Consider the following 19,817-nt stretch of genomic DNA (forward strand, 5'->3'; position numbering starts at 1 on the left):
TGCTCAGGCCGCCGGCATCTGCTGCTGGGCCTTCGCCAGCTCGGCCTTCACGGAGTCGGTGGTGACGGCCTTTCCGGCGGCCGCGGCGGCGAAGAGGTTCTTCACGGCCGTACCGACGGTCGTCTCGAACTGGGACTCCGCGGCCACCTGGGGCAGCGCCGCGGCGCTGGTGGCGAGGGTGTTCTTGAGGACGGAGTTGGCGGGGGTGTTGAAGGCCGGGTCCTCCTGGGCCGCCTTGACCGGCGGGATGGAGCTGTAGGCGGTGTTGAGGATCTTCTGCTCGTCGTCGCTGGTCATGAACTTCACGAACTTGGCGGCGCCGTCGAGGTTCTTGGTGTTCTTGAAGACGGCCAGGTTGATGCCGGCGACCATCGAGTTGACCTGGGTGCCGGTGCCGGGGGTGCCGGACTGCACGGGCACCGGGGCGATGCCGTAGTCGCTGTCGCTCATGCCCTGCGACTTGAGGTTGGCGGAGGCCGACTGCCACAGCAGCATGGCCTGTTTGCCCTTGGCGAAGTCGCTGACGGACTGGTTCTGCGCGTACTCGGCGTCGCCGGTGGGGATGACCTTGTCCTTGGCCATCAGGTCGACGTACTGCTTGACCGCGGCGACGATGTTGTCGTTGGTGAAGTCCGGCTTGCCGTCGGAGGTGAAGAAGTCGGCGCCGTGCTGCTTGGCGAAGACGAAGGCGTGGTGGATGTTCTCCGACCCGTTGCCGCCCTCGGCGCCCAGCACCGACTTGCCCTTCGCCGATATCTTCTTGCCGTCGGCGATCAACTCGTCCCAGGTGACGGGGGGCTTGGCGATGCCGGCGTCGGCGAAGATCTTCTTGTTGTAGTAGAGCGCGTACGCCATCGAGTACAGCGGTACGGCTGCCGGGTCCTTGCCCGTGGCGCCCGTGGAGCCGAGCGCGGAGTCGACGAACCGGTCCTTGCCGCCGATCTTGGCGAGGTTCTCGGCGTCCCAGGGCAGCAGCGCGCCGGTCGCCTGCAGTGAGGCGCTCCAGGTGTTGCCGATGTTCAGCACGTCCGGGCCCTGGCCGGACGTGGTCGCGGTGAGGATCCGGTTGAGCAGGTCCGACCAGGGCACGACCTCCAGCTTGACCTTGATGCCGGTCTGCTTCTGGAACTTGTCGAGTTCCGGCTGGAGCACCTTCTTGTCGATCTCGATGCTGGCACCCTGGTTGGAGGCCCAGTAGGTGAGCGTCTTCGGGGAGTCGTCGGACCCGCCACCGGTGGACGAACCGCCACCGCAGGCCGTGGCCGCGAGGGCGAGGGACATGGTGACGGCGCCTACGGCCGCGGCTCGGATGCTGCGCATGGCTCCAGCTGTGCCTTTCCGGGAGACGAGAACCCCGAGAGGGCTTCGCGAAGGCCGGCGCCCGCGCGTGCGGACACCTGGGCCGTCGTTCGGCTCCCGAAGCCCCTCATGGCTTAATTTAGGACGTGAGTTAATCCCCGGAACAGTGGCTCGTCAAGGGATCCGGCACGGGTATCCGTGCAGGCGGGCCGGGGAACAGCCGGTTCCACGGCACCGGTACGCCCGCACCCGACGCCGTGACCTGGGCCGAAGCGGGGCGACCTGCGCGGAGCGGGACCGACCGCCGTTCCACAACGGTTGTGTTTCGACGGGCGGTGCGGGGGTCGGGGGGAGGGTGGGCGACGGCGGCGGGGGCCGGGGAGGTTGTCCCCGGCCCCCGCGCTGCGGGCTGCCCGGTCCCGCACGGGGCGGGGTCAGCGATCCGCACCCTGCGGCGTCACCGGGCCGGGCGGGGTCGGGGCGTGGCCCGACGGGCGGGTGGTGAAGGTGCCCCGGCCCTGGGTGCGGCCGCGCAACCGGGTCGCGTAGCCGAACAGTTCGGCCAGCGGCACGGTGGCGGTGAGCACCGCCCCGCCACCCCGGGCCGCGGCGGAACCGGTGACCCGGCCGCGCCGGGCGGCCAGGTCGCCGAGCACGCCGCCCACCGCGTCCTCGGGCACGGTGACCGTGACCTCCGCGACCGGCTCCAGGAGCGTCATCGCGCAGGCCCGCAGGGCCTCCCGCAGGCCGAGCCGGCCCGCCGTACGGAACGCCGTGTCGGAGGAGTCCTTCACATGCGTCGAGCCGTCGGTCAGCGTGACCCGCAGCCCCGTGACCGGATGCCCGCCAAGCGGACCCTCGGCGAGGGCGTCCCGGCAGCCTGCCTCGACGGCACGCACGTACTCCTGCGGCACCCGGCCGCCCACGACCGCCGACCGGAACTCGAAGCCGTCCTCGTGCCCGAGGGGCGCCACGTCCAGGACGACGTGCGCGAACTGCCCCGCCCCGCCGGTCTGGTGGACGTGCCGGTGGACGAAGCCGGTCACCCCGTGGACCACGGTCTCCCGGAAGGCGACCCGCGGCCGACCGACCGTGACCTCGGGGCCACCGTCCCGGCGGATCTTCTCCACCGCGACCTCCAGGTGCAGTTCCCCCATCCCGGACAGCACGGTCTGCCCGGTCTCGGCGTCGGCGCGCACCACCAGCGAGGGGTCCTCCTCGGCCAGCCGGGCCAGCGCCTGCGCCAGCCGGTCGGTGTCGGTACGGCGACGGGCCTCGACCGCGACCGACACCACCGGTTCCGCGGCGACCGGCGGTTCCAGCAGCAGCGGGGCGTCCGGAGCGCACAGCGTGGCGCCGGGGCGGGCCGACTTCAGCCCGACGACGGCGACGATGTCGCCCGCCACCGCGCGGTCCAGGGGCAGATGCCGGTCGGCCATGACACGCAGGATGCGCGCCACGCGTTCGGTACGGCGCGTCGCCGGGTCCCACACGGTGGCTCCCTTCTCGATCGTGCCCGAGTAGATCCGGACGTGGGTGAGGCGTCCGGTGGCGGTCGCGGTCACCTTGAACGCGAGCGCCGCGAACGGCCCTTCGGGGTCGGCGGCCCGCCGCTGCTCGGCGCCCTGGTGGGTACCGCGCACGGCGGGTACGTCGAGCGGCGAGGGCAGATACGCCACGGCCGCGTCGAGCAGCGGTTCGATGCCCCGGTTGCGGTAGGCGGAGCCGCAGAGCACGACGACGCCCTCGCCGGTCAGGGTGAGGTCGCGCAGCGCGCCGGCCAGGGTGGCGGCGGACAGCCGGCCGGGCGGCGCGCAGAACTCCTCCAGCGCGGCCGGGTGCAGCGCGGCCACCGCCTCCTCCAGCACGCGCCGTCGCCGTTCGGCCTCGGCACGCAACTCCTCGGGCACCGGCCCGATCACCGGCCCGGCGGCCGATTGCACCGACGGACCCGCCACGGATCCGTTCGCCGGTCCGGTCGCCGGTCCGTTCACCGGTCCGTTCGCCGGTCCCGGCACCGCCCTGCCGCCGTCGTCCGCCCAGACCAGCGCGCGCATGCGTACGAGGTCGACGACGCCGGTGAAGCCGTCCTCCGTGCCGATGGGCAACTGGACGACGAGCGGGACCGGGTGCAGACGGCCGCGGATCGACTCGACGGCTCTGTCGAGGTCGGCGCCCGCGCGGTCCAGCTTGTTGACGAAGGCGATCCTCGGGACGCCGTGCCGGTCGGCCTGCCGCCACACCGACTCGCTCTGCGGCTCGACGCCGGCGACCGCGTCGAAGACGGCGATCGCGCCGTCGAGGACGCGCAGGGAGCGTTCGACCTCGTCGGCGAAGTCGACGTGGCCGGGGGTGTCGATGAGGTTGACGCGGTGGCCGTTCCAGGCGCAGCTGACGGCCGCGGCGAAGATGGTGATGCCGCGGTCGCGTTCCTGGGGATCGAAATCGGTGACGGTGGTGCCGTCGTGGACCTCGCCGCGTTTGTGGATGGTACCGGTGGCGAAGAGGACGCGTTCGGTGACGGTGGTCTTTCCGGCGTCGACGTGGGCGAGGATGCCCAGGTTGCGAACGGCGGCCAGAGGACTGAGCGAGTTCGGGTGGAGTTCGGTGCGCATGGCCCGATGCCTTTCGAATGACGGTTCCCGGAATGACTCCCGGAAGGGGCAGCGCAATTTCCCGTGCGGCGAAGTTCACCGGTCATGACTGACGACGTGTCAATGCCGTGGCATATGCCGGTAGTTGATTGATCCGGTCGCGCGTCACGGAGTCCGGTACCGGCCGCGCAGCGGGCACCGGGGGGACGGGGACACGAGGATCACCTCGTAGCGGGAACGGGGAGAGGAGACGGCGGTGCGATCCCGCATGACCCTCTCCTCTCATTCGTCCGGACTCGTCGCGGCACGGCACCTGGAGCGCGTTCCGCGGCTACGGTGCGTGATACCGGGTGAGTGTAGGCAGGGGGTGCGGGACACGGCACCCGGTTTTCGACCGGCCGCTTCCGCCCGGCACTTCAGGAGAGCTCCCACGGCGTTCCCCGCGGCCCTCCCGCCGGTGCGAGGGGCCCGGCGGCCGGGCGGGGAGACCTGCGGGCACTTTCCGGAGATACCGGTTCGTTCCCTTTTCTCCGCTCCGCAGGGAATGGGGCGACTCGTTGTCCCGACATTTTCCGGACATTCATCTGGCCGGCATCGATAACTCCCCGCACCGGGAAGGCGCTTTCTGGATCGACGGACCAGAGCGGAGCCGTTCACCGGCAGAGACCGCCGCAACTCCAGCGATTGGCCGAAAAGCACGCTTTACGGCTCCCACAGGGACATCGGGACGCCGATCTCCGGCACCGGCACCGCCCAGCCCGGAAAGGACGTCCGGAACGCCCCGGATGCACATCATCCCGGGTGACGCGCACCGCGGACCTCCCTGAACCGGCACAGCGGGAGTTGGTGTGGAACATGTGTGGACATTCGGTGAAGTGCTGCTCATGGCTGAGAAATTGGGATCCCGCCCCGGGTTCCGGCGGGGTGCGCAATCGACGGGAAGTGGTCCGTCCCGGTGGCCGGTGAACGCTCTACCGCTCTACGAGCAGGCCTAATCTGATGCGCGGGCAGGCTGAATGGGCCCGGAAAGCGGACGGATTGGAATCGATTGGACACGGATAAGACGCGGAGAGCACCATTCGCCGCGCTGCGCCCGGATGCCACGATGCCGGTCGCCGCGCAGGTGCTCATCGCGGGGACGCTCTTCTCCCGGCTCGGTGACACGCTCGCCTCCCTGGGCCTGGTGCTGCACGCGGCGGACCGGGACATCCGCTTCGGGGTGACCGAGGTGATGCTCGCCGAACTCATCCCCACGGTCCTCGCGGCACCGCTGATCGGCTCCGTGGTGGACCGGTTCAGTGCGCGCGCGGTCTGCCTGTGGGCGCTGTTGGCCCAGGCGCTGGCCCTGGGCGCTGCCACCGCGGTCGGCGGATTCCACGCACGGGTGGCGCTGGTGGCGCTGTCGGCCCTGGCCGGCGTGGCCTCGGTGGCCGCCGGGTTCAAGATGCTGCCCGCCGTGTCCGGTGAGAAGCACACGGGCCGGGCGAACAGCCTGCTGACGGCGGGCCTCTCGGTCGCGGGGCTGATCGGCCCTCCCCTGGCCGGCTTCCTGAACTCCCGGTGGGGCACGCCCGTGCTGCTCGCGGTGGACGCCGCGTCCTTCCTGGTGCTCGCGGGCTGCACCATGCTGGCGGTGCCGAACACCGTGGACGTGGCGATCGGCCGCCGCCCCGCCACCAGGCTCGCGGACGGCTACCGGGCGCTGCGCGACGCGCCGGTGGTGGGCACGCTGATGCCGGCGCTGGCGGCGGCGATGGTGGCCACCAGCATCGAGAACGTCGCGGGCGTCTACTACCTGCGGGACGTCGTCAACGGCGACGACACCGTGTTCGGCCTCTTCCTGGCGACCTGGGCCCTCGGCTCCGTCCCGGGCGCGCTGCTCGCGGGCCGCGCGCGCTGGGCCGACCGGCACACCCTGCTGATCGTCGGCGGCGTGACGGGCATCGCGGTGGGCCTGCTCCTCACCGGTCTGATCCCGGTGGCCGCGGTGATCTTCCCGTTGTTCCTGATCGCGGGCTTCGGCAACGGCGCCTGCAACGTCGGCCTGCGCAACGCGGTGCACGCGCGCGTGCCGGCCGAGGTGCACGGCAGCGCCTGGGCCTGCTTCCAGGCGCTGTCCCGCAGCTGCATCGGCGTCGGCTACCTGCTGGGCACTCCCAACAGCGTGGTCTCCAGCCAGGGTCAGGTCATCATCTCGGGCGTCATCCCGCTGGTGGCCATGGTGTGGGCCGCCCTGGTCTTCGTCCGCCGCCGCGAGTCCACCGTGAGCGAGCCCTCCTCCTGAGCGACCGACCGGCTGGTCGGAAAGTAACGGAACCGAAGGCGACCGCAAAGTCCCTGCCCGCGTGCGCAGTTGACACCGGCGAGCCCGAATGGACGCAGTTGGTCTAGTCCTCTTGACGGAATGGCCTCGGCGGCGGTTTGGTATGTACCAAATCACGGCCCACCCCCACCACTCCGCCCTCGATGGGCATCCCGAAAGGGCCACTGTCATGCACCTGGCAAGATTTGCGGCCTCCGCGTGCGCCCTCGCACTCGCGGCCACCGGCGTCACCGTCGCGCTGGCCCCCGCCGGCAGCGCCGCGGGGAGCAGCGTCTACTCCGTGGCTCCCTACGTCGACATGTCGAACGGTCAGGAAGGACTGCTCGACACGGCCGTCACGGGCCACGGGCTCAAGGCCTACACGGCGGCCTTCGTGCTCGGCGAGGGCTGCACCCAGATCTGGGGCGACACGCTCCCCATCGGCAACGACTCCTACACCGACCCCGAGATCGCCAGGGCGAGGTCCGAGGGCGCCTCCGTCATCATCTCCTCCGGAGGGGCGAGCGGTGAGCCGCTCGCCTGGACGTGCGCCACCCAGAGCAGCATCGACGCCGGGTACCAGGCCGTCATCAACGACTACGGCGTCACCCAGCTCGACTTCGACGTCGAGGGCGCCGCCATCGCGGACACCGCCGCCGCGGCCCGCCAGATGCAGGCGATGAAGGACCTCAAGTCGGCCAACCCGAACCTGAGGTTCTCCATGACCCTGCCGGTGCTGACGAGCGGACTGACCGGCGACGGCGTCAACATCCTCAAGGCCGCCAAGACCGCCGGCATCAAGATCGACGTGGTCAACGTCATGACCATGGACTACTACGCGGGCACCGGCACCGAGATGGGGCAGGCCGCGGTCTCCGCGGCCAAGGCCACCCTGGCGCAGATGCAGTCCGTCGACTCCGGCTACACCTACGCCAACCTCGGCATCACGCCGATGATCGGCAGGAACGACGACGGGTCCACCTTCACGCTCGCGGACGCCGGGACGGTGGAGAGCTTCGCCGCGCAGAACGGTGTCGGGCGACTGTCGTTCTGGTCGGCCAACCGGGACCAGCCGTGCGGCGGCAGCGCCAACTCGCTGTCCACGTGCAGCGAGATCAGCCAGAACCCGCTGGCGTTCACCGACGCGTTCGTGCCCTACGAGGGCGGCACGGGCGGCGGCGGAGGCGCCACCACCGACTTCTCGCTGTCCCTGTCGCCGGGTTCCGCCTCGGTAGCCCAGGGCGGTTCGGCGACCGCGACCGTCGCCACGGCCGTCACCTCCGGCAGCGCCGAGTCGGTCGGCCTCACCGCCTCCGGCGCGCCCTCGGGTGTCAGCGTCTCCTTCTCCCCCACCTCCGTGACGTCCGGCGGCAGTTCGACGCTGACGGCGACGGTCGGCTCGTCCGTCGCCGCGGGCACCTACCCGATCACCGTCACGGGCACCGCCGCCAGTGGCGGCCACAGCGCCACCTACTCGCTCACGGTCACCTCCTCCGGCGGCGGCGGGGGCGGCGGGGGCTCGCTGGCCAACGCGGGCTTCGAGACCGGCAGTACGAGCCCCTGGACCTGCGCGGGCGGCAGCTCGGTGGTCTCCGGCCCGGTCCACAGCGGCAGCCACAGCCTCCAGGTCACGCCGAGTTCCAGCAGCACCGGCGAATGCGACCAGACCGTCACCCTGTCCGCCAACCACACCTACACCCTCACCGCCTGGGTGCAGGGCCCGTACGCCTACATCGGGGTCAGCGGCGGCGCCGGCGCGAGCACCTGGTCCAACAGCGGCAGCTGGAACCAGCTCACGGTCGGCTTCACCACCGGCAGCAGCGGGACGGTCACCGTCTACGTCCACGGCTGGTACGGCCAGTCCGACGTGAACGCGGACGACTTCACCCTCGGCTGAGCACGGTCACCTCGACGAGGGGGGCCGGTCCCCCGGGCACACGCCCGGGGAACCGGCCCCCCTCTCACAGGTGCTGCCGTGCCGCCTTACGCCCTACTGGCCGAAGCCGTAGGCGAAGAGGTGGTCGGTGCCCGAGGAACCGGTCACCGGCAGCGTCACCGACGCGACCTGCTTGGACGGATCCAGCGGGACCTTCGTGGCGAAGACATAGGTCTTCACGCCGTCCCGGCCGCCGCTCCCGGTGTTCCGGTAGGCGGTCGTGACGGCCGTGGTGTCACCCGGCAGCGGCTTGCTCGGTCCGCCGTTGAGCGTCCAGTCGGAGAAGCCGACCGTCGCCTGCGAGGTGCTGCCGTCGGTGTAGGTGACGGTCAGCGTGCCCGAGACCCCGTCGGTGGGCGCGTTGACCGCCGCGCCCAGCAGACCCAGCGACGCCCCCGAGGTGCCGGCCGGCATCGGGAGGGTCTGGCCGGCCATCTCCAGGTTGTCGAGCTGACCGGAGGTCACCGTCGGCCAGGTGTAGGAGACGCCGTCGACCGTGAGGGGGGAGCCGCTCGTGACGCCGGCCGCCGCCAGCGCGTTCTGCGAGTAGGCCCAGCCGCCGCCGTCGAAGCCGCCCGAGTAGGTGGTGCCGTCGGGGTAGACGCCCTCGTTGGTGGCGTACGGCCACAGCGCGCCGGGCTTGGCGACGGCCACCCGGAGGGCCGCCCCGGACAGTGCCGTACCCGTGCTGTGGTCGGTGAGGGCGAAGGGGACCCGGTACGTCCCCTCGTCCGCGCCCGCCGTCACGTGGACCTTCGCCTCGGCGCTGCCGGAGGCGGGCACCGTCAGTGAGCCGGACGCCGTGTCGAGCGTGACGCCCGAGGGCGCCGTCGCCGTCCAGTCGACCGTGACGGCCTTGCCGCCGAGGTTGGTCACGTCGAGCGTGCTGTCACCGCCGGTACCCGGCTGGAGGACCAGGCCGTTGGCGGGACCGGTCGCGGCCAGCACCCGGCCGCCGCCCGTGGTGTCCGACGGCGGCACCGCCGACGCTCCGGACGCCCAGGAGGTGTTCGGCCGGGTGCCGAGCGTGTAGTCGAGCGTGCCCGCGCCCTCGAACTGCCCGAACGTCAGCCAGGAGGCCTGCCACGCCTTGCCCCTGACGTTCAGGGACTGCACGTACGGCGCGTCGGGCGCGGCCTGCGGCGCGTCGATCCGCACCGTCCTGCCGTTCCCGAGGGTCACCTGGGCCGCCGGGAACGCCGGGCTGCCGAGCACCAGGGTGTCCGTGCCCGGGGTCTCCGGGTACATGCCGAGCTCGGACCAGACGTACCAGGAGCTCATGGCGCCGAGGTCGTCGTTGCCGAAGGAGCCGACGGGGGCGTTGAAGTACAGGTGCTGCTGGGCGTCGCGGACGGCCGCCTGGGTCTTCCACGGCTGGCCGGTGTAGTCGTACTCCCAGGGGATCTCCACACTGGGCTCGTTGCTCAGGTCGGCGTCGGTGCTGCCGGGGTCGGTGATGTCGTCCAGGAGGCTGTCCAGGTAGGACGAGTACGCCTTGGCGCCCCCGCGGGCCTGGATGAGCTCTTGCAGGTTGAACGGGACCATCGGGGTGTACTGGGCCGACGTGCCCTCCACGAAGCCGTTGGAGGTGCCGGGGGTGAACCCGGTCGCGAACTGGCCGTCCTTGTTCCTGGCCTGGAGGTAGCCGGACTGCGGGTTGAAGACGTTCATCCAGTCCTGGGCGCGGGTGGCGAACTTCGTGTAGACGTCCGTCCTGCCCAGCGACTTCGCGAAGGCGGCCAGGGCGTAGTCGGCGGAGTCGTACTCCAGTTGGGTGGAGACCGGGCCGTAGAAGTTGCAGCAGTTGTAGTCGTTCTCGTCCAGCGGGAGGTAGCCCTTGGCGTCCCGGACCGGCTCGCCGGGGCGGTCGTTGTTCGGGACGGTGGCCTCGTGCCGGAGGGCGGCGAGGGCCTTGGCCGTGTCGAAGCCCCGCGCGCCGAAGGCGTACGCGTCGGTGATGATGCCGGCGGCCGGGTCGCCGACCATCACGTAGCTCTCACCGTTGTTCGAGGCCCACTTGGGCAGCAGACCCGTCTGGTCGTAGCCGTTGAGCATCGAGGTGACGACGTCACTGGCGACCTCGGGCTCGACCAGTGCCATCAGCTGGGTCTGGGAGCGGTAGGTGTCCCAGCCCGAGTAGTTGGCGTACTGGGCCTTCTGTCCCTTGGCCAGCTTGTGGATCTGGTTGTCCATGCCCATGTACTGGCCGTTGTCGTCCGAGAAGACGTTCGGGTGCAGCAGGGCGTGGTACAGCGCGGTGTAGAACTGCGTCTGCTGGTCGGCGGATCCGCCGCCCACCCGGATCTTCTTCAGCACCGTGTTCCAGGCGTCGTGGTTGGCCTTCTCGACGGCACCCACGTTCCAGTTCCTGATCTCCGTGCCGAGGTTCTTCGTCGCGTTGGCGTCGCTCGTGTACGAGATGCCGACCTTCGCCGTCACCGTGCGGTGCGCGGAGGTGTCGAAGGTGAGGTACATGCCGTTGGCGCCGGTGGTGGGCGGCTCGGCGGCGCGGGAGGCCTTGGCGGCGGTGCCGTGGACCGTCGGGGCCGGCTTCGCCGGGACGGTGAAGTGCTTCTCCTTCAGCGGCGCCCACGTGGACGTCTGCGGGGCCTTGCCGACCTTGCCCGCCTTCAGCGACTTCGCGTCCGGGGTGATGGTGCTGCCGACCCAGGTGCCGCTCGCGGCGAACGGCCGGTCGAACTTGATGTCGAAGTGCAGCGTGTACCGGTTGCTCGCGCCGCAGAAGTGGCCGCTGTCGATCGCGCCGCTGATCTCCTTGCCGTTCACGACCTGGACGCGGGTCCCGTCCACCTGGGTGGCGCCCCCGCTGAGCTTGAACAGCAGGTTCGCCTGCTGTCCCGCGGGGAACGTGAAGCTGCCCAGACCGGCGCGGGTGGTGTCGGTCAGCTCGGTCCTGACCCCGCCTGCGTCGGTGACCTTGTAGGACCCGACGGCGGCCTGCTCGTCGGCGTGGCTGAAACCGACCGACGTGCCGCCGAGGTCGCCCGAGAGCGCGCCGGTCACCGGCAGGACGGGCAGGTCGCCCGCGACCGGGCAGCCCGGTCCGGAGACGTGGGTGAGGCTGAAGCCGGAGAGCTTCTTGTCGGCGTACTCGTAGCCGCCGCCGTCGGGGCGGTTCGGCGTCGTGTCGGGGCCCCACTGCACCATGCCGGCCGGCATGTCGGGACCGGGGAAGGTGTCCACCGCACCGGAGGTGCCGATGAGGGGGTTGACGAGGGACGCGGGGTCGGCCACGAGGGCCGGTCTCGCGGTGCTCGCGGCATGCGCGCTGCCGACCGTCGAGAGCGGCAGGGCGGCCATGCCCAGGACGCAGACCACGGCAAGGCGCCCGCGGAATCCTGCTCTGGTGGGGGGTGGTGCGGCTGAACGTCGGGGTCTCACCATCGGTTGCCTCCGCAGCAGTTCGTGCTTCGCACATCAGGTGTCGGCGCGCCGAGAAGCGCCGGAGAGCCAGGCGACAGGCAACGGACCGGGTCGCGACTGCACGGCCTGACAACGTTGCCATACACGAGTGTCGAGTGAAACGCCTGCGCTTGCGGCATGTCAACGAGGCCAACAGGACTTTCTGCGAGCGAAGTTCACGGCGTGGGCCGCGCCGGGCCCGACGCCGGGATTCCTTGCGGGAGTTACGGCCTGTGGGCAACAGCCGCCCTACAGCCCCCGGGTGACGTGACTCAGCGCGTCGGCGAGCTGTTCGCGGTGGCTCCGCAGCGCCTCGGGGGTGATGCCCTTCTCGGCCACGGCGCGGGCCAGGTCGTCGGTCGTCACCTTGAGCACGGCGCTCATGGTGGCGGCCCGCATACGCACGTCGAGCAGGTCGGCGGACCCGCCCGCGCGGTCGGCGAGCACCTCGGCGAACGTTTCCTCCGCACGCTCCCGCAGGACCAGGTAGACGGCCCGCAACCCGGGTTCGTCGCGGGTCATCCGGATCACGGTGAGGACCGCCTCGGCGTCCCCGTCGGACGACCCGTCGGGGGCGGGCCGGTAGGAGGCGCGCAGATGCTCCGTCAGGTCCGCCTGGGCCGGCCAGGCCCGCAGGACCTCCTGGAAGGCCGCGACCGACTGGGTGAGCAGCGGCTCGACGCAGCTCTCCTTGCTCGGGAACCAGCGCCACAGCGTGCGCTCCGAGACGCCGGCCGCCCGCGCTATCTGCTCGCCGGAGGTGGCGGCCACTCCCTGTGCAGCGAACAGCCGGACCGCGTGACGGGAGATGTCCAGACGCCGATGCCGCCGCTGCCGCTCGCTCACCGGGGGCCGTCCCCGGCGGGGCGCCATCGGGCCACTGCCCACCGTCACGTCCTCCATCGGGCGATCCAACCATGCCCGGACCGCGGGACGACTGGCCGAAAACATTATTGGCAGTCACTGACAATAAAGTGTTACGGTCGAAATGCCGGAAGATCGCGTTCCGAGGTCCAGGAGGAGGACCATGAACGGTGCCGCCGAGCGTTCACAACTTCCCTTCGCACGGCCGAACGTGCTCGAACTCGCACCTCTGTACGAGGTGCTGCGCCGGGAGGCGCCGATCACGCCGGTCACCACACCGGCCGGGGACCCGGCCTGGCTGGTCACCCGCTTCGACGAGGTGCGCGAGCTCCTCGGCGACAAGCGGCTCGGCCGCTCCCATCCCGAGCCGGAGCGGGCGTCCCGCATCACGACCGCCGCGGTGCAGGAGGGCCCCTCGGGCGACTACGCCACCGAGGAGGCCGACCACACCCGGATGCGCCGGCTGCTGACCCCGGCCTTCTCCGCCCGGCGCATGGTGATGCTCTCCGATCACGTACGGCACCTGGTGGACGACTGCATCGACCGGCTGACCGCCGAGCGAGCCGCGGCCCCCGACGGGGTGGTCGACCTGCACGCCGGGCTGGCCTTCCCGGTGCCGGTCGCCGTCATCTGCCGACTGCTCGGCGCACCCGAGAGCGACCGTGAGTACTTCTCCGCGCTGTCGGGGCGCATGGCCGACTACGCCATCGGCGACGAGGCCGAACGGGCCCGGGAGGAGTTCAACCAGTACATGACCACTCTGGCCGAGGCCAAGCGCGCCCGGCCGGGCGAGGACGTCATCTCCGACCTCGTGCGCGCACAGAGCGCCGACGCGGACTTCGACTACGACGAGATGATCAGGCTCTGTGTCGGCCTGCTGTTCGCCGGGCACGAGACCACCGTCAACCGCATCGGGCTGGGCACGCTCTTCCTGCTCACCCGCCCCGGCCAGTGGCGGGCGCTGAGCGCCGACCCGGCCGGCCGCGTCAACGCCACCGTCGAGGAGATCATGCGCCTCGGCGCGCCCGGCGACCTCGGCCTGCTGCGCTACGCCCACACCGACGTCGACGTCGCCGGGGTCACCATCCGGTGCGGCGACGCCGTGATCCTCTCCGTCAACTCGGCCAACCGCGACGCGGCCGCCTACCGCGACGCCGAGACCTTCGACCCCGACCGTCCGGAACGCAACCACCTCGGATTCGGCCACGGCCCGCACTTCTGCATCGGGGCGAGCCTGGCCCGCACGGAGCTGCGCATCGTCTTCACCGCCCTGGCCGAGCGCCTGCCCGGTCTGCGGCTCGCCAAGGACGTCGACGAGCTGGAGGTGCGCACCACCCTCACCGGCGGGGTCAGCGAGCTTCCCGTGACCTGGTGAGGGCGGTGCGGCCGCCGGGTCAGTCCTCGTCGCGCAGCCGGGCCGCCAGGGAGGCCAGCGGCTCGGTCTCCTCGGTGTGGCCCAGGGCACCGAGGCGGGCGACCGCCGCGTCGAGGCGGGCCAGGGCGGGGGCGGGACGTTCCAGGTAGAGGCCCTCCATGACAGCCGCGAGCCGAACGCACTCGGCCCACTCACCGACATGGTCCTTGTCGTCGGCCCCGGACTCGGACCCAGCCCCGGCCCCGGACTCGGATCCGGGTTCGCCGAGCAAGGTGAGTGCCTCTTCCAGGGCGGTCAGGGCGGTCTCGTACTCACCGGCGTAGGCGTTGACCCGGCCGTGTTCGTAGGCGAGAGCGCTGTCCAGGTCGCGGCCGCCGGCCTCGTACCCCGCGGCGCGGGCCTCGTCGGCGATCCGGCCCGCGTCGGCGAGCAGGGCGAGGGCGTCGGCGAGGCCCTCGGCACCCTGCTGCTGGGCCTGGAGGCGGGCGAGTTCGCGCAGGCAGTTGCTGAGCTGCTCGTAGCGCGGGGTCCGGGCGTGCGCGGCGAGGGCCTGGTCCGCGGCCTCCCGGGCGCGGCCGAACTCACCGGCCTCGGCGAGGAGTACGGCGGTCTCCGCGGCGATCATGGCATGGCTCGCGGGGTCGTCGTCCCAGCCGGCCGACTCGGCCGCGAGGGCGGCGTACTCCGCCGTGGCGGCCTTCAGGTCCTCCCCCGCGTGCAGGGCGCGGGCGCGGCTGAGGCGCAACTGGGCGACGAGCCGGTCGTCCACCTCCCCGGCGGCGACGTCCGGTTCGGCCAGGAGGGAGTCGAGCAGCGCGATGCAGTCCTCGACCCGGCCCAGTTCGAGGCTGAGCTGCGCCGCGTTGCTGTAGGTGCAGAACGCGTCGAGCCGACTGCCGTGGCGCAGTTCCAGCTCCGCGGAGCGCGTCAGGTGCCGCAGTGCCTCGTCGGGGCGGCCCAGACGCATACAGGTCTGCGCGAGGTCGCCGTGCAGGCGGGCGGTGCCCACGGCGTCGGCGGGCCATTCGGCGGCCAGGCGCAGCGCCTCGGTCAGGTCCGCGTGGGCCGCCTGCGCGTCCCGCAGGCCCAGCCGGATCCGCCCGCGCAGTCCGAACGCGTGGGGCAGGTGCCAGGCCGGGCCGTGTGCCCTGAGCCGGTCGACGAGGGCATCGGTCGCGCTGACCGCCGCGGGCAGGTCGCCGCAGAGGGCGTGGGTGCCGGCCCGCAGCAGCAGGGCGCCGGAGATCTGCCCGGCGATGTCGTGCCGGACGGCGAACTCCTCCAGCCGTTCCACCTCGGCGAGGACCGGCTCGACATGCTCCTCGTCGCGGGACGCCTGGAACCGCAGGCCGAGCACGGTCGCCCGCAGCCGCAGCAGACGGGCCTCCTGGTACGGGGCGAGGTCGCCGGCCGCCTCGTGGAGTCGGACCATGGACGCGTGGGCGTCGGTCAGCGCGGCGGCCCTCGCCTCGGCCTCGTCGGCGTCCTGCGGGGCGATCTGCGCGGCGGCGAGCAGGGCACTGGCGCGGCTGACCGCCGCCCGCCCCGGCTCCGCGGCGTCGTCGTACAGGCCCGCGGCCTCCTCGTAGCGGGCGGCGGCCTCGTCGAACAGGTCCTTCTCGCCCAGCCGGCCCGCCTCGTCGGCCAGCAGGTCCGCGCGCAGCCGTGCGAACGGTCCCGCGGCCGGGTCGTCGGGGTGGACGTAGTCGGGGGCGGTGGCGAGTGTGCGCAGCCGTGCCCACTGGGCCGTCGCGTCCGGATGTCCCTCGGCCGCCGACTTCCGGGCCCGGGTGATGAGTTCGGGCAGCGACTCGGGGACGGGGGCGGCCGTGCGGGCGGCGGCCGGCACGGCGGCCGGGGCCACGTCGTCGAGGCCGCGGGTGCGCAGGGTCAGTTCGAGCGCGTCCAGGAGCGGGGCCCGGTCGAGGCGGGCGCTGCGCCGGTCGGTGTGGGCCGTGGTGCCGTTGCGGGCGTCGAAGCGGGCGGCGAGGTCGTCGGCCCGGCCGCGGATCTCGGCGCGCAGGCCGGCCACCGTCCAGGTGCGGCCGGGGTATCCGGCGGCGGGCAGGCCGCCGTGGCCGAGGGACTCGACGCGCTGGAGGAGGACCTCCGTGCCGGTGAGGAAACTCAGCTGGTCCAGCGGCGATTCGACCTCGTCGAACAGGTTCCGGTTCTCGGCGAGGAGTTCCAGACCGCGTGCCTCGTTGCCGGTGAGCGCGCAGAACTCCAGGTGCCGGCCGATCTCGCCGGACATCGAGGGGTTGCGGCGGCAGCCGCGGTAGCCGGCGAGGTGCAGCTCGCGGGCCCGGTCGGCGCCGCCGGTGCGCAGCAGCGGAAGCAGCGCGTAGGAGACGGAGCGGGCGGGCTCCTCCTGGCAGGACTCCTGCCCGGCCAGGACGGACTCCCAGGTGCGCAGCGCCCGTTCGTCGTCGCCGGCCGCGAGGTGGTGGCGGGCGCGCTCGCAGATCTCGCAGGCCTCGCAGTCGCTGAGCCGGGTGCGGGCCCGCCCTGCCCACAGCTCGTAGGCCAGGTCGGCGTCCTCGCCGACGTGGGCGGCGAGTTGGTACGCCTGTCCGTAGTAGGGCTGGAGTTCGAGACCGGCCTTCTCGTACCGGTCGCGCATCTCGGTCAGCCACTGGCGCAGGCCGGCCAGGGGGATCTCGGGCAGCGCGAGCAGGGCGCCTGCGACCCACTTGAACCGCCAGAACAGGGTGTGCCGCAGCCGCTCGTCGAAGGCGTCGGGCTGCTCGTCGAAGAGGGTGAGCACCCGGGCGAAGACCACCGGGGACTTCCTGGGTTCGGAGCCGTAGTGGTACGCCTTCTGGAGGGCGAGGAGCGCGTGCGCGAGCGGCCGGGGCTCGGCGAACTGCTCGGCCGCGTCGACGAGTTCCTCGGCGGTGACGGTGCGGGTACGGCCGTAGGGGCGCCGGTCGTTGTCCTGGAGCGCCTGGTACAGCTCGTCCGTGTTCTGCGGATGGGGTGCGGTGGGCATCGTCAGCTGTCCTTGCGGAGGGCGTGGGCGAGGAGGTCGAGGAAGGAGCGGTTGATGAGGCTCGACTCGGCGGGCCTGAGCGGGCGGCGGGACAGCATCGCGGCCTGCCCGTAGAGGGCTTCGGCGCTGGTTCGGGCCAGTTCGGGTTCGTCGATGGTGACGGCCGTACGGACCAGCGGGTTGAGCTGGTTGAGGATCAGCTGGGCCCGCGGGGCCTCCTGGCGCAGGTGGCCGAGGATGTCGCCCCACACGCCGCCCTGCTGCTCGCGGGCGAGCTGGGAGCGGGTGCGTTCGTGCCGGGCCTCGCGGCTGTCCAGGAGGAGGGCGGGGGCGGAGGCGGGCTGGAAGGTGCGCAGTGCGACATCGCAGTCGAAGACGGCGAGGGCGTCGCGGGCCAGCGCGAGGTAGGCCGCGGCGGCCAGTTCCGTCTCCCGGTCGACGGGGTCGAGGTGCGCGGTGAGGGTGCCCGGGTCGAGGTCGGCGACGGCGACCTCGGGCCTGATCTCCGGCAGCCGGTGGACCAGTTCACGGTCGTAGGTGTAACCGCCGTTGACGACGCCCAGCCCGGCGGCCGCGGCGATCGCCGCCACCTGCCGGAACTCCTCCACGCTGGCGGTCACCAGCACGGTGCGGTGGGCGCGCGCGAACTCGTCCAGGGTGGCGTGTCCGTCGGTGGTCTCGAACGGCAGCCACGGCAGCAGCATCCGCAGGATCTCGTCGTCGTGCACGGCCAGGGACTTCACGGCCAGGTGGTGGGTCTGGAGGAAACGGCCCAGGAGGTCGGGGTCGCTGGCGGCGGTCCGGGCGATCCACGCGCGCAGCCGTTCGGCGAGGGCGTCACGGACGGCGGCGAGGGTGTCGTCCTCGTACAGGGACTCGCGGGACGCGGTCGGCCGCAGGCTCTCGGCGTCGAGGACGCAGCGGACGAAGAACGCCCACTCGGGCAGGATCTCCTCGGCCCGCTCGGACAGCAGCATGCCCTTGACGTGCACGCGGTGGCCGTGGCGGCGCCCGGCCGGCACCGCCTCGGGCAGCACGCACGCGATGCCCTTCAGACCCACGGCGGGCAGGTCGAGGTCGATGGTGTCCAGCGGGGTGAATCCGAGGATCTCCTCGCCGTACGCGGCCAGCGCGCGGGAGCGTGCGCCCGGTGTGGGGTAGGCACGCGCCCAGGGGGCGGGCTCGGGGTTGACGGCCGCGCCGGGACCGCCGGTGCCGTCGTCGAAGGTCACCGGGTGCCGCAGCAGGGAGCCGAAGTGCCGTGCGAGGGACAGCACGTGGACCGGCCGGGTCCACTCGGCGCTGTCGGCGCGGGGCGTCAGCGTGACGGTGGTGCCGGGCCGCGGGCGGGCGGTGGTGGGCAGGGTGCGCACGGAGTAGCTGCCGTCACCGCGGCCCCGCCACTCGACGGCGGGGGCGTCGGGCGTGCGGGCGGAACGGCTCACGACGTGGATCTCGTCGGCGACCAGGAAGCAGGAGAGCAGGCCGATGCCGAACTGGCCGATGAAGTCGGCACGTTGCTCGGCGACCTGGTCGGCGCGCTTGCTGCTGCGGCCGATGGTGGCGAGGAAGGTGTGCACGTCGGCCTCGGTGAGACCGACGCCGTCGTCCTCCACCCGGACCACCGAACCGTCGGCGTACACGCGGATGCCGAACGCGTCGGCGGGGGCGCCCGGTTCGAGGCCGTGCCGGGCGGTCAGCGCGTCCACCGCGTTCTGCAGGAGCTCGCGCAGGTAGACGCGGGGGCTGGAGTAGAGGTGGTGGGAGAGGAGGTCGACGAGGCCGCGCAGGTCCACCTGGAAGGTGCGGTCGGCGCCGTCCGCGCTCACGCGGGCGTGGGGCAGAGTCATCAAGGAGTCCGGGGTGGGGTGGAGTGGTCGGAGGATGGCGGGTGTGGCGTGCCGGGCGGCGCGGGAGACACCGGTGCCGGCTGCCGCCGGTTCAGGCGCGGCGCCGGAAGCGGGCGTACGCCTTCTCCGGCTGCGCCATGTAGACCCAGGGCCACCGGGTGAAGGCGCCGTCCAGCTCGTGGTAGACGCGTGGGGCCACGACGCTCTCGGCGGCCAGCGACAGGGCCATGGCGAAGATGTTGAAGTCCTCCTGCCAGCCCGGGTGCCGCCGGTGGTCGGGGTGGAGGATGCTGCGCCTGGCCACGTCCCTCAACTCGCGCTGGATCTCAGGGGTGTCGAGGCAGCTCTTGTCGTCGGACTCCACCCAGTCCTCGATGTGGGCCATGGCGACCGCGCAGCCGAGGCGATGGCCGTCGGGGGCGCCGGCGAACGCGGTGCGCGCGAACTCCAGGGCCTGGCCCGGCTCGCCGTGCCACCGCGGCTGAAGGTGCGACACCCACTCGATGTGCGTCTCCAGGTCCAGCGGGTCGCGGCGCAGGGCGGCGTCGAGGCGGGTGTCGTTGACGGCGGTGCCCAGCGACATGCCGCGGCCGGAGGTGAGCAGGCGGCGCCACGGCGTGATCCACTCCGGTCGCAGCTCGGCGGCTTCGAGCAGGTGTTCCTCGGCGAGGTGGAGCCGTTCGTGGAAGACCCGCCACTGCTCCCGCGAGACGTCCGTGGCACGCGCGGAGGTGCGCGCCTCCCAGCCCCAGCTGATGTGGCGCGCCCCGGATATCAGCAGGGCCGTCGCCCGGTGCTCCGCGTCCTTCTCGACGGCCCGGCCGATCCAGTCCTGCACGCCGTCCACGTCGGACAGCTCGCCCAGCACCTTGTGGTCGCGGCCGAGATCGAAGTGGGCCGACGCCATCCTGACCGCGTCCCAGTCGCCCGACTCCGCCGCCACCACCAGCGCCATGACCCGGGCGTCACCGAGGTTCTGCAGCTTGTACACCCCGTTCTGCCGACGCGGTACGGGAAGGGCATGCGGATCCGCCGCCGGTCTCTCCCCGCCTCTGCCGAACAGCTTGCCGAACATGCCGCGCCCTCCCCAGGTTCCGCGTGATCATTCCGGTGCAGCATAGGGGGCGGCACCGACATCACCGCACAGGGTTTTCACCGGCGGCTCACGGGGACCGGTCGGCC

At 72.2% G+C, this 19,817-nt stretch carries 10 protein-coding genes; 3 read left to right on the forward strand and 7 right to left on the reverse strand.

Annotated features, from left to right (window positions below; translation table 11 throughout):
- Positions 1-3: 3 nt before the first annotated feature.
- Both IEZ11_RS31195 and IEZ11_RS31200 read right to left on the reverse strand, forming a co-directional pair.
- Positions 4-1,320: an ABC transporter substrate-binding protein gene (locus IEZ11_RS31195; RefSeq protein ID WP_189266265.1), complete on the reverse strand. Its 1,317-nt coding sequence runs from the start codon at positions 1,318-1,320 to the stop codon at positions 4-6.
- A 413-nt stretch (positions 1,321-1,733) separates the two neighbouring features.
- Positions 1,734-3,914, reverse strand: coding sequence for an elongation factor G (locus IEZ11_RS31200; protein ID WP_189266266.1), 2,181 nt, complete (start codon positions 3,912-3,914; stop codon positions 1,734-1,736).
- A gap of 1,084 nt (positions 3,915-4,998) precedes the next feature.
- Here IEZ11_RS31200 and IEZ11_RS31205 point away from each other — a divergent pair.
- Positions 4,999-6,177, forward strand: a complete 1,179-nt coding sequence (locus IEZ11_RS31205; protein ID WP_189266267.1) for an MFS transporter — start codon at positions 4,999-5,001, stop codon at positions 6,175-6,177.
- 208 nt (positions 6,178-6,385) lie between these two features.
- Positions 6,386-8,092 carry a carbohydrate binding domain-containing protein gene (locus IEZ11_RS31210; protein WP_189266268.1) on the forward strand — a complete coding sequence of 569 codons (1,707 nt, stop codon included), beginning with the start codon at positions 6,386-6,388 and terminating at the stop codon, positions 8,090-8,092.
- 93 nt (positions 8,093-8,185) lie between these two features.
- Here IEZ11_RS31210 and IEZ11_RS31215 read toward each other — a convergent pair whose 3' ends face one another.
- Both IEZ11_RS31215 and IEZ11_RS31220 read right to left on the reverse strand, forming a co-directional pair.
- On the reverse strand, positions 8,186-11,470 hold the full coding sequence (locus tag IEZ11_RS31215) for a lectin (RefSeq protein ID WP_229713462.1): 3,285 nt from the start codon (positions 11,468-11,470) through the stop codon (positions 8,186-8,188).
- Positions 11,471-11,803: 333 nt separating this feature from the next.
- Complete coding sequence (locus IEZ11_RS31220) at positions 11,804-12,457, reverse strand: TetR/AcrR family transcriptional regulator (protein WP_229713463.1); 654 nt, start codon at positions 12,455-12,457, stop codon at positions 11,804-11,806.
- A gap of 124 nt (positions 12,458-12,581) precedes the next feature.
- Between IEZ11_RS31220 and IEZ11_RS31225 the strand changes: the two genes are divergently transcribed.
- Entirely contained in the window at positions 12,582-13,793 is a 1,212-nt protein-coding gene (locus IEZ11_RS31225) for a cytochrome P450 (RefSeq protein ID WP_189266270.1), read from the forward strand.
- Positions 13,794-13,812: 19 nt separating this feature from the next.
- Here IEZ11_RS31225 and IEZ11_RS31230 read toward each other — a convergent pair whose 3' ends face one another.
- The 3 genes from IEZ11_RS31230 to IEZ11_RS31240 all read right to left on the reverse strand — a co-directional run bounded on the left by IEZ11_RS31230 (position 13,813) and on the right by IEZ11_RS31240 (position 19,710).
- Complete coding sequence (locus IEZ11_RS31230) at positions 13,813-16,785, reverse strand: hypothetical protein (RefSeq protein ID WP_189266271.1); 2,973 nt, start codon at positions 16,783-16,785, stop codon at positions 13,813-13,815.
- Positions 16,786-16,787: 2 nt separating this feature from the next.
- Positions 16,788-18,635, reverse strand: coding sequence for an HSP90 family protein (locus IEZ11_RS31235; RefSeq protein WP_189266272.1), 1,848 nt, complete (start codon positions 18,633-18,635; stop codon positions 16,788-16,790).
- 91 nt (positions 18,636-18,726) lie between these two features.
- Positions 18,727-19,710 carry a hypothetical protein gene (locus IEZ11_RS31240; RefSeq protein ID WP_189266273.1) on the reverse strand — a complete coding sequence of 328 codons (984 nt, stop codon included), beginning with the start codon at positions 19,708-19,710 and terminating at the stop codon, positions 18,727-18,729.
- Between the last annotated feature and the right edge of the window lie 107 nt (positions 19,711-19,817).

The organism is Streptomyces fuscichromogenes, assembly GCF_014645815.1.
GTDB lineage: Bacteria > Actinomycetota > Actinomycetes > Streptomycetales > Streptomycetaceae > Streptomyces > Streptomyces fuscichromogenes.

What these genes read in the sequence shown, in the direction of transcription:
- IEZ11_RS31200 (WP_189266266.1), bottom strand. Translation starts at nt 3,914, where the DNA reads ATGCGCACCGAACTCCACCCGAACTCGCTCAGTCCTCTGGCCGCCGTT.
- IEZ11_RS31235 (WP_189266272.1), bottom strand. Translation starts at nt 18,635, where the DNA reads ATGACTCTGCCCCACGCCCGCGTGAGCGCGGACGGCGCCGACCGCACC.
- IEZ11_RS31230 (WP_189266271.1), bottom strand. Translation starts at nt 16,785, where the DNA reads ATGCCCACCGCACCCCATCCGCAGAACACGGACGAGCTGTACCAGGCG.
- IEZ11_RS31195 (WP_189266265.1), bottom strand. Translation starts at nt 1,320, where the DNA reads ATGCGCAGCATCCGAGCCGCGGCCGTAGGCGCCGTCACCATGTCCCTC.
- IEZ11_RS31225 (WP_189266270.1), top strand. Translation starts at nt 12,582, where the DNA reads ATGAACGGTGCCGCCGAGCGTTCACAACTTCCCTTCGCACGGCCGAAC.
- IEZ11_RS31210 (WP_189266268.1), top strand. Translation starts at nt 6,386, where the DNA reads ATGCACCTGGCAAGATTTGCGGCCTCCGCGTGCGCCCTCGCACTCGCG.
- IEZ11_RS31240 (WP_189266273.1), bottom strand. Translation starts at nt 19,710, where the DNA reads ATGTTCGGCAAGCTGTTCGGCAGAGGCGGGGAGAGACCGGCGGCGGAT.
- IEZ11_RS31205 (WP_189266267.1), top strand. Translation starts at nt 4,999, where the DNA reads ATGCCGGTCGCCGCGCAGGTGCTCATCGCGGGGACGCTCTTCTCCCGG.
- IEZ11_RS31220 (WP_229713463.1), bottom strand. Translation starts at nt 12,457, where the DNA reads ATGGAGGACGTGACGGTGGGCAGTGGCCCGATGGCGCCCCGCCGGGGA.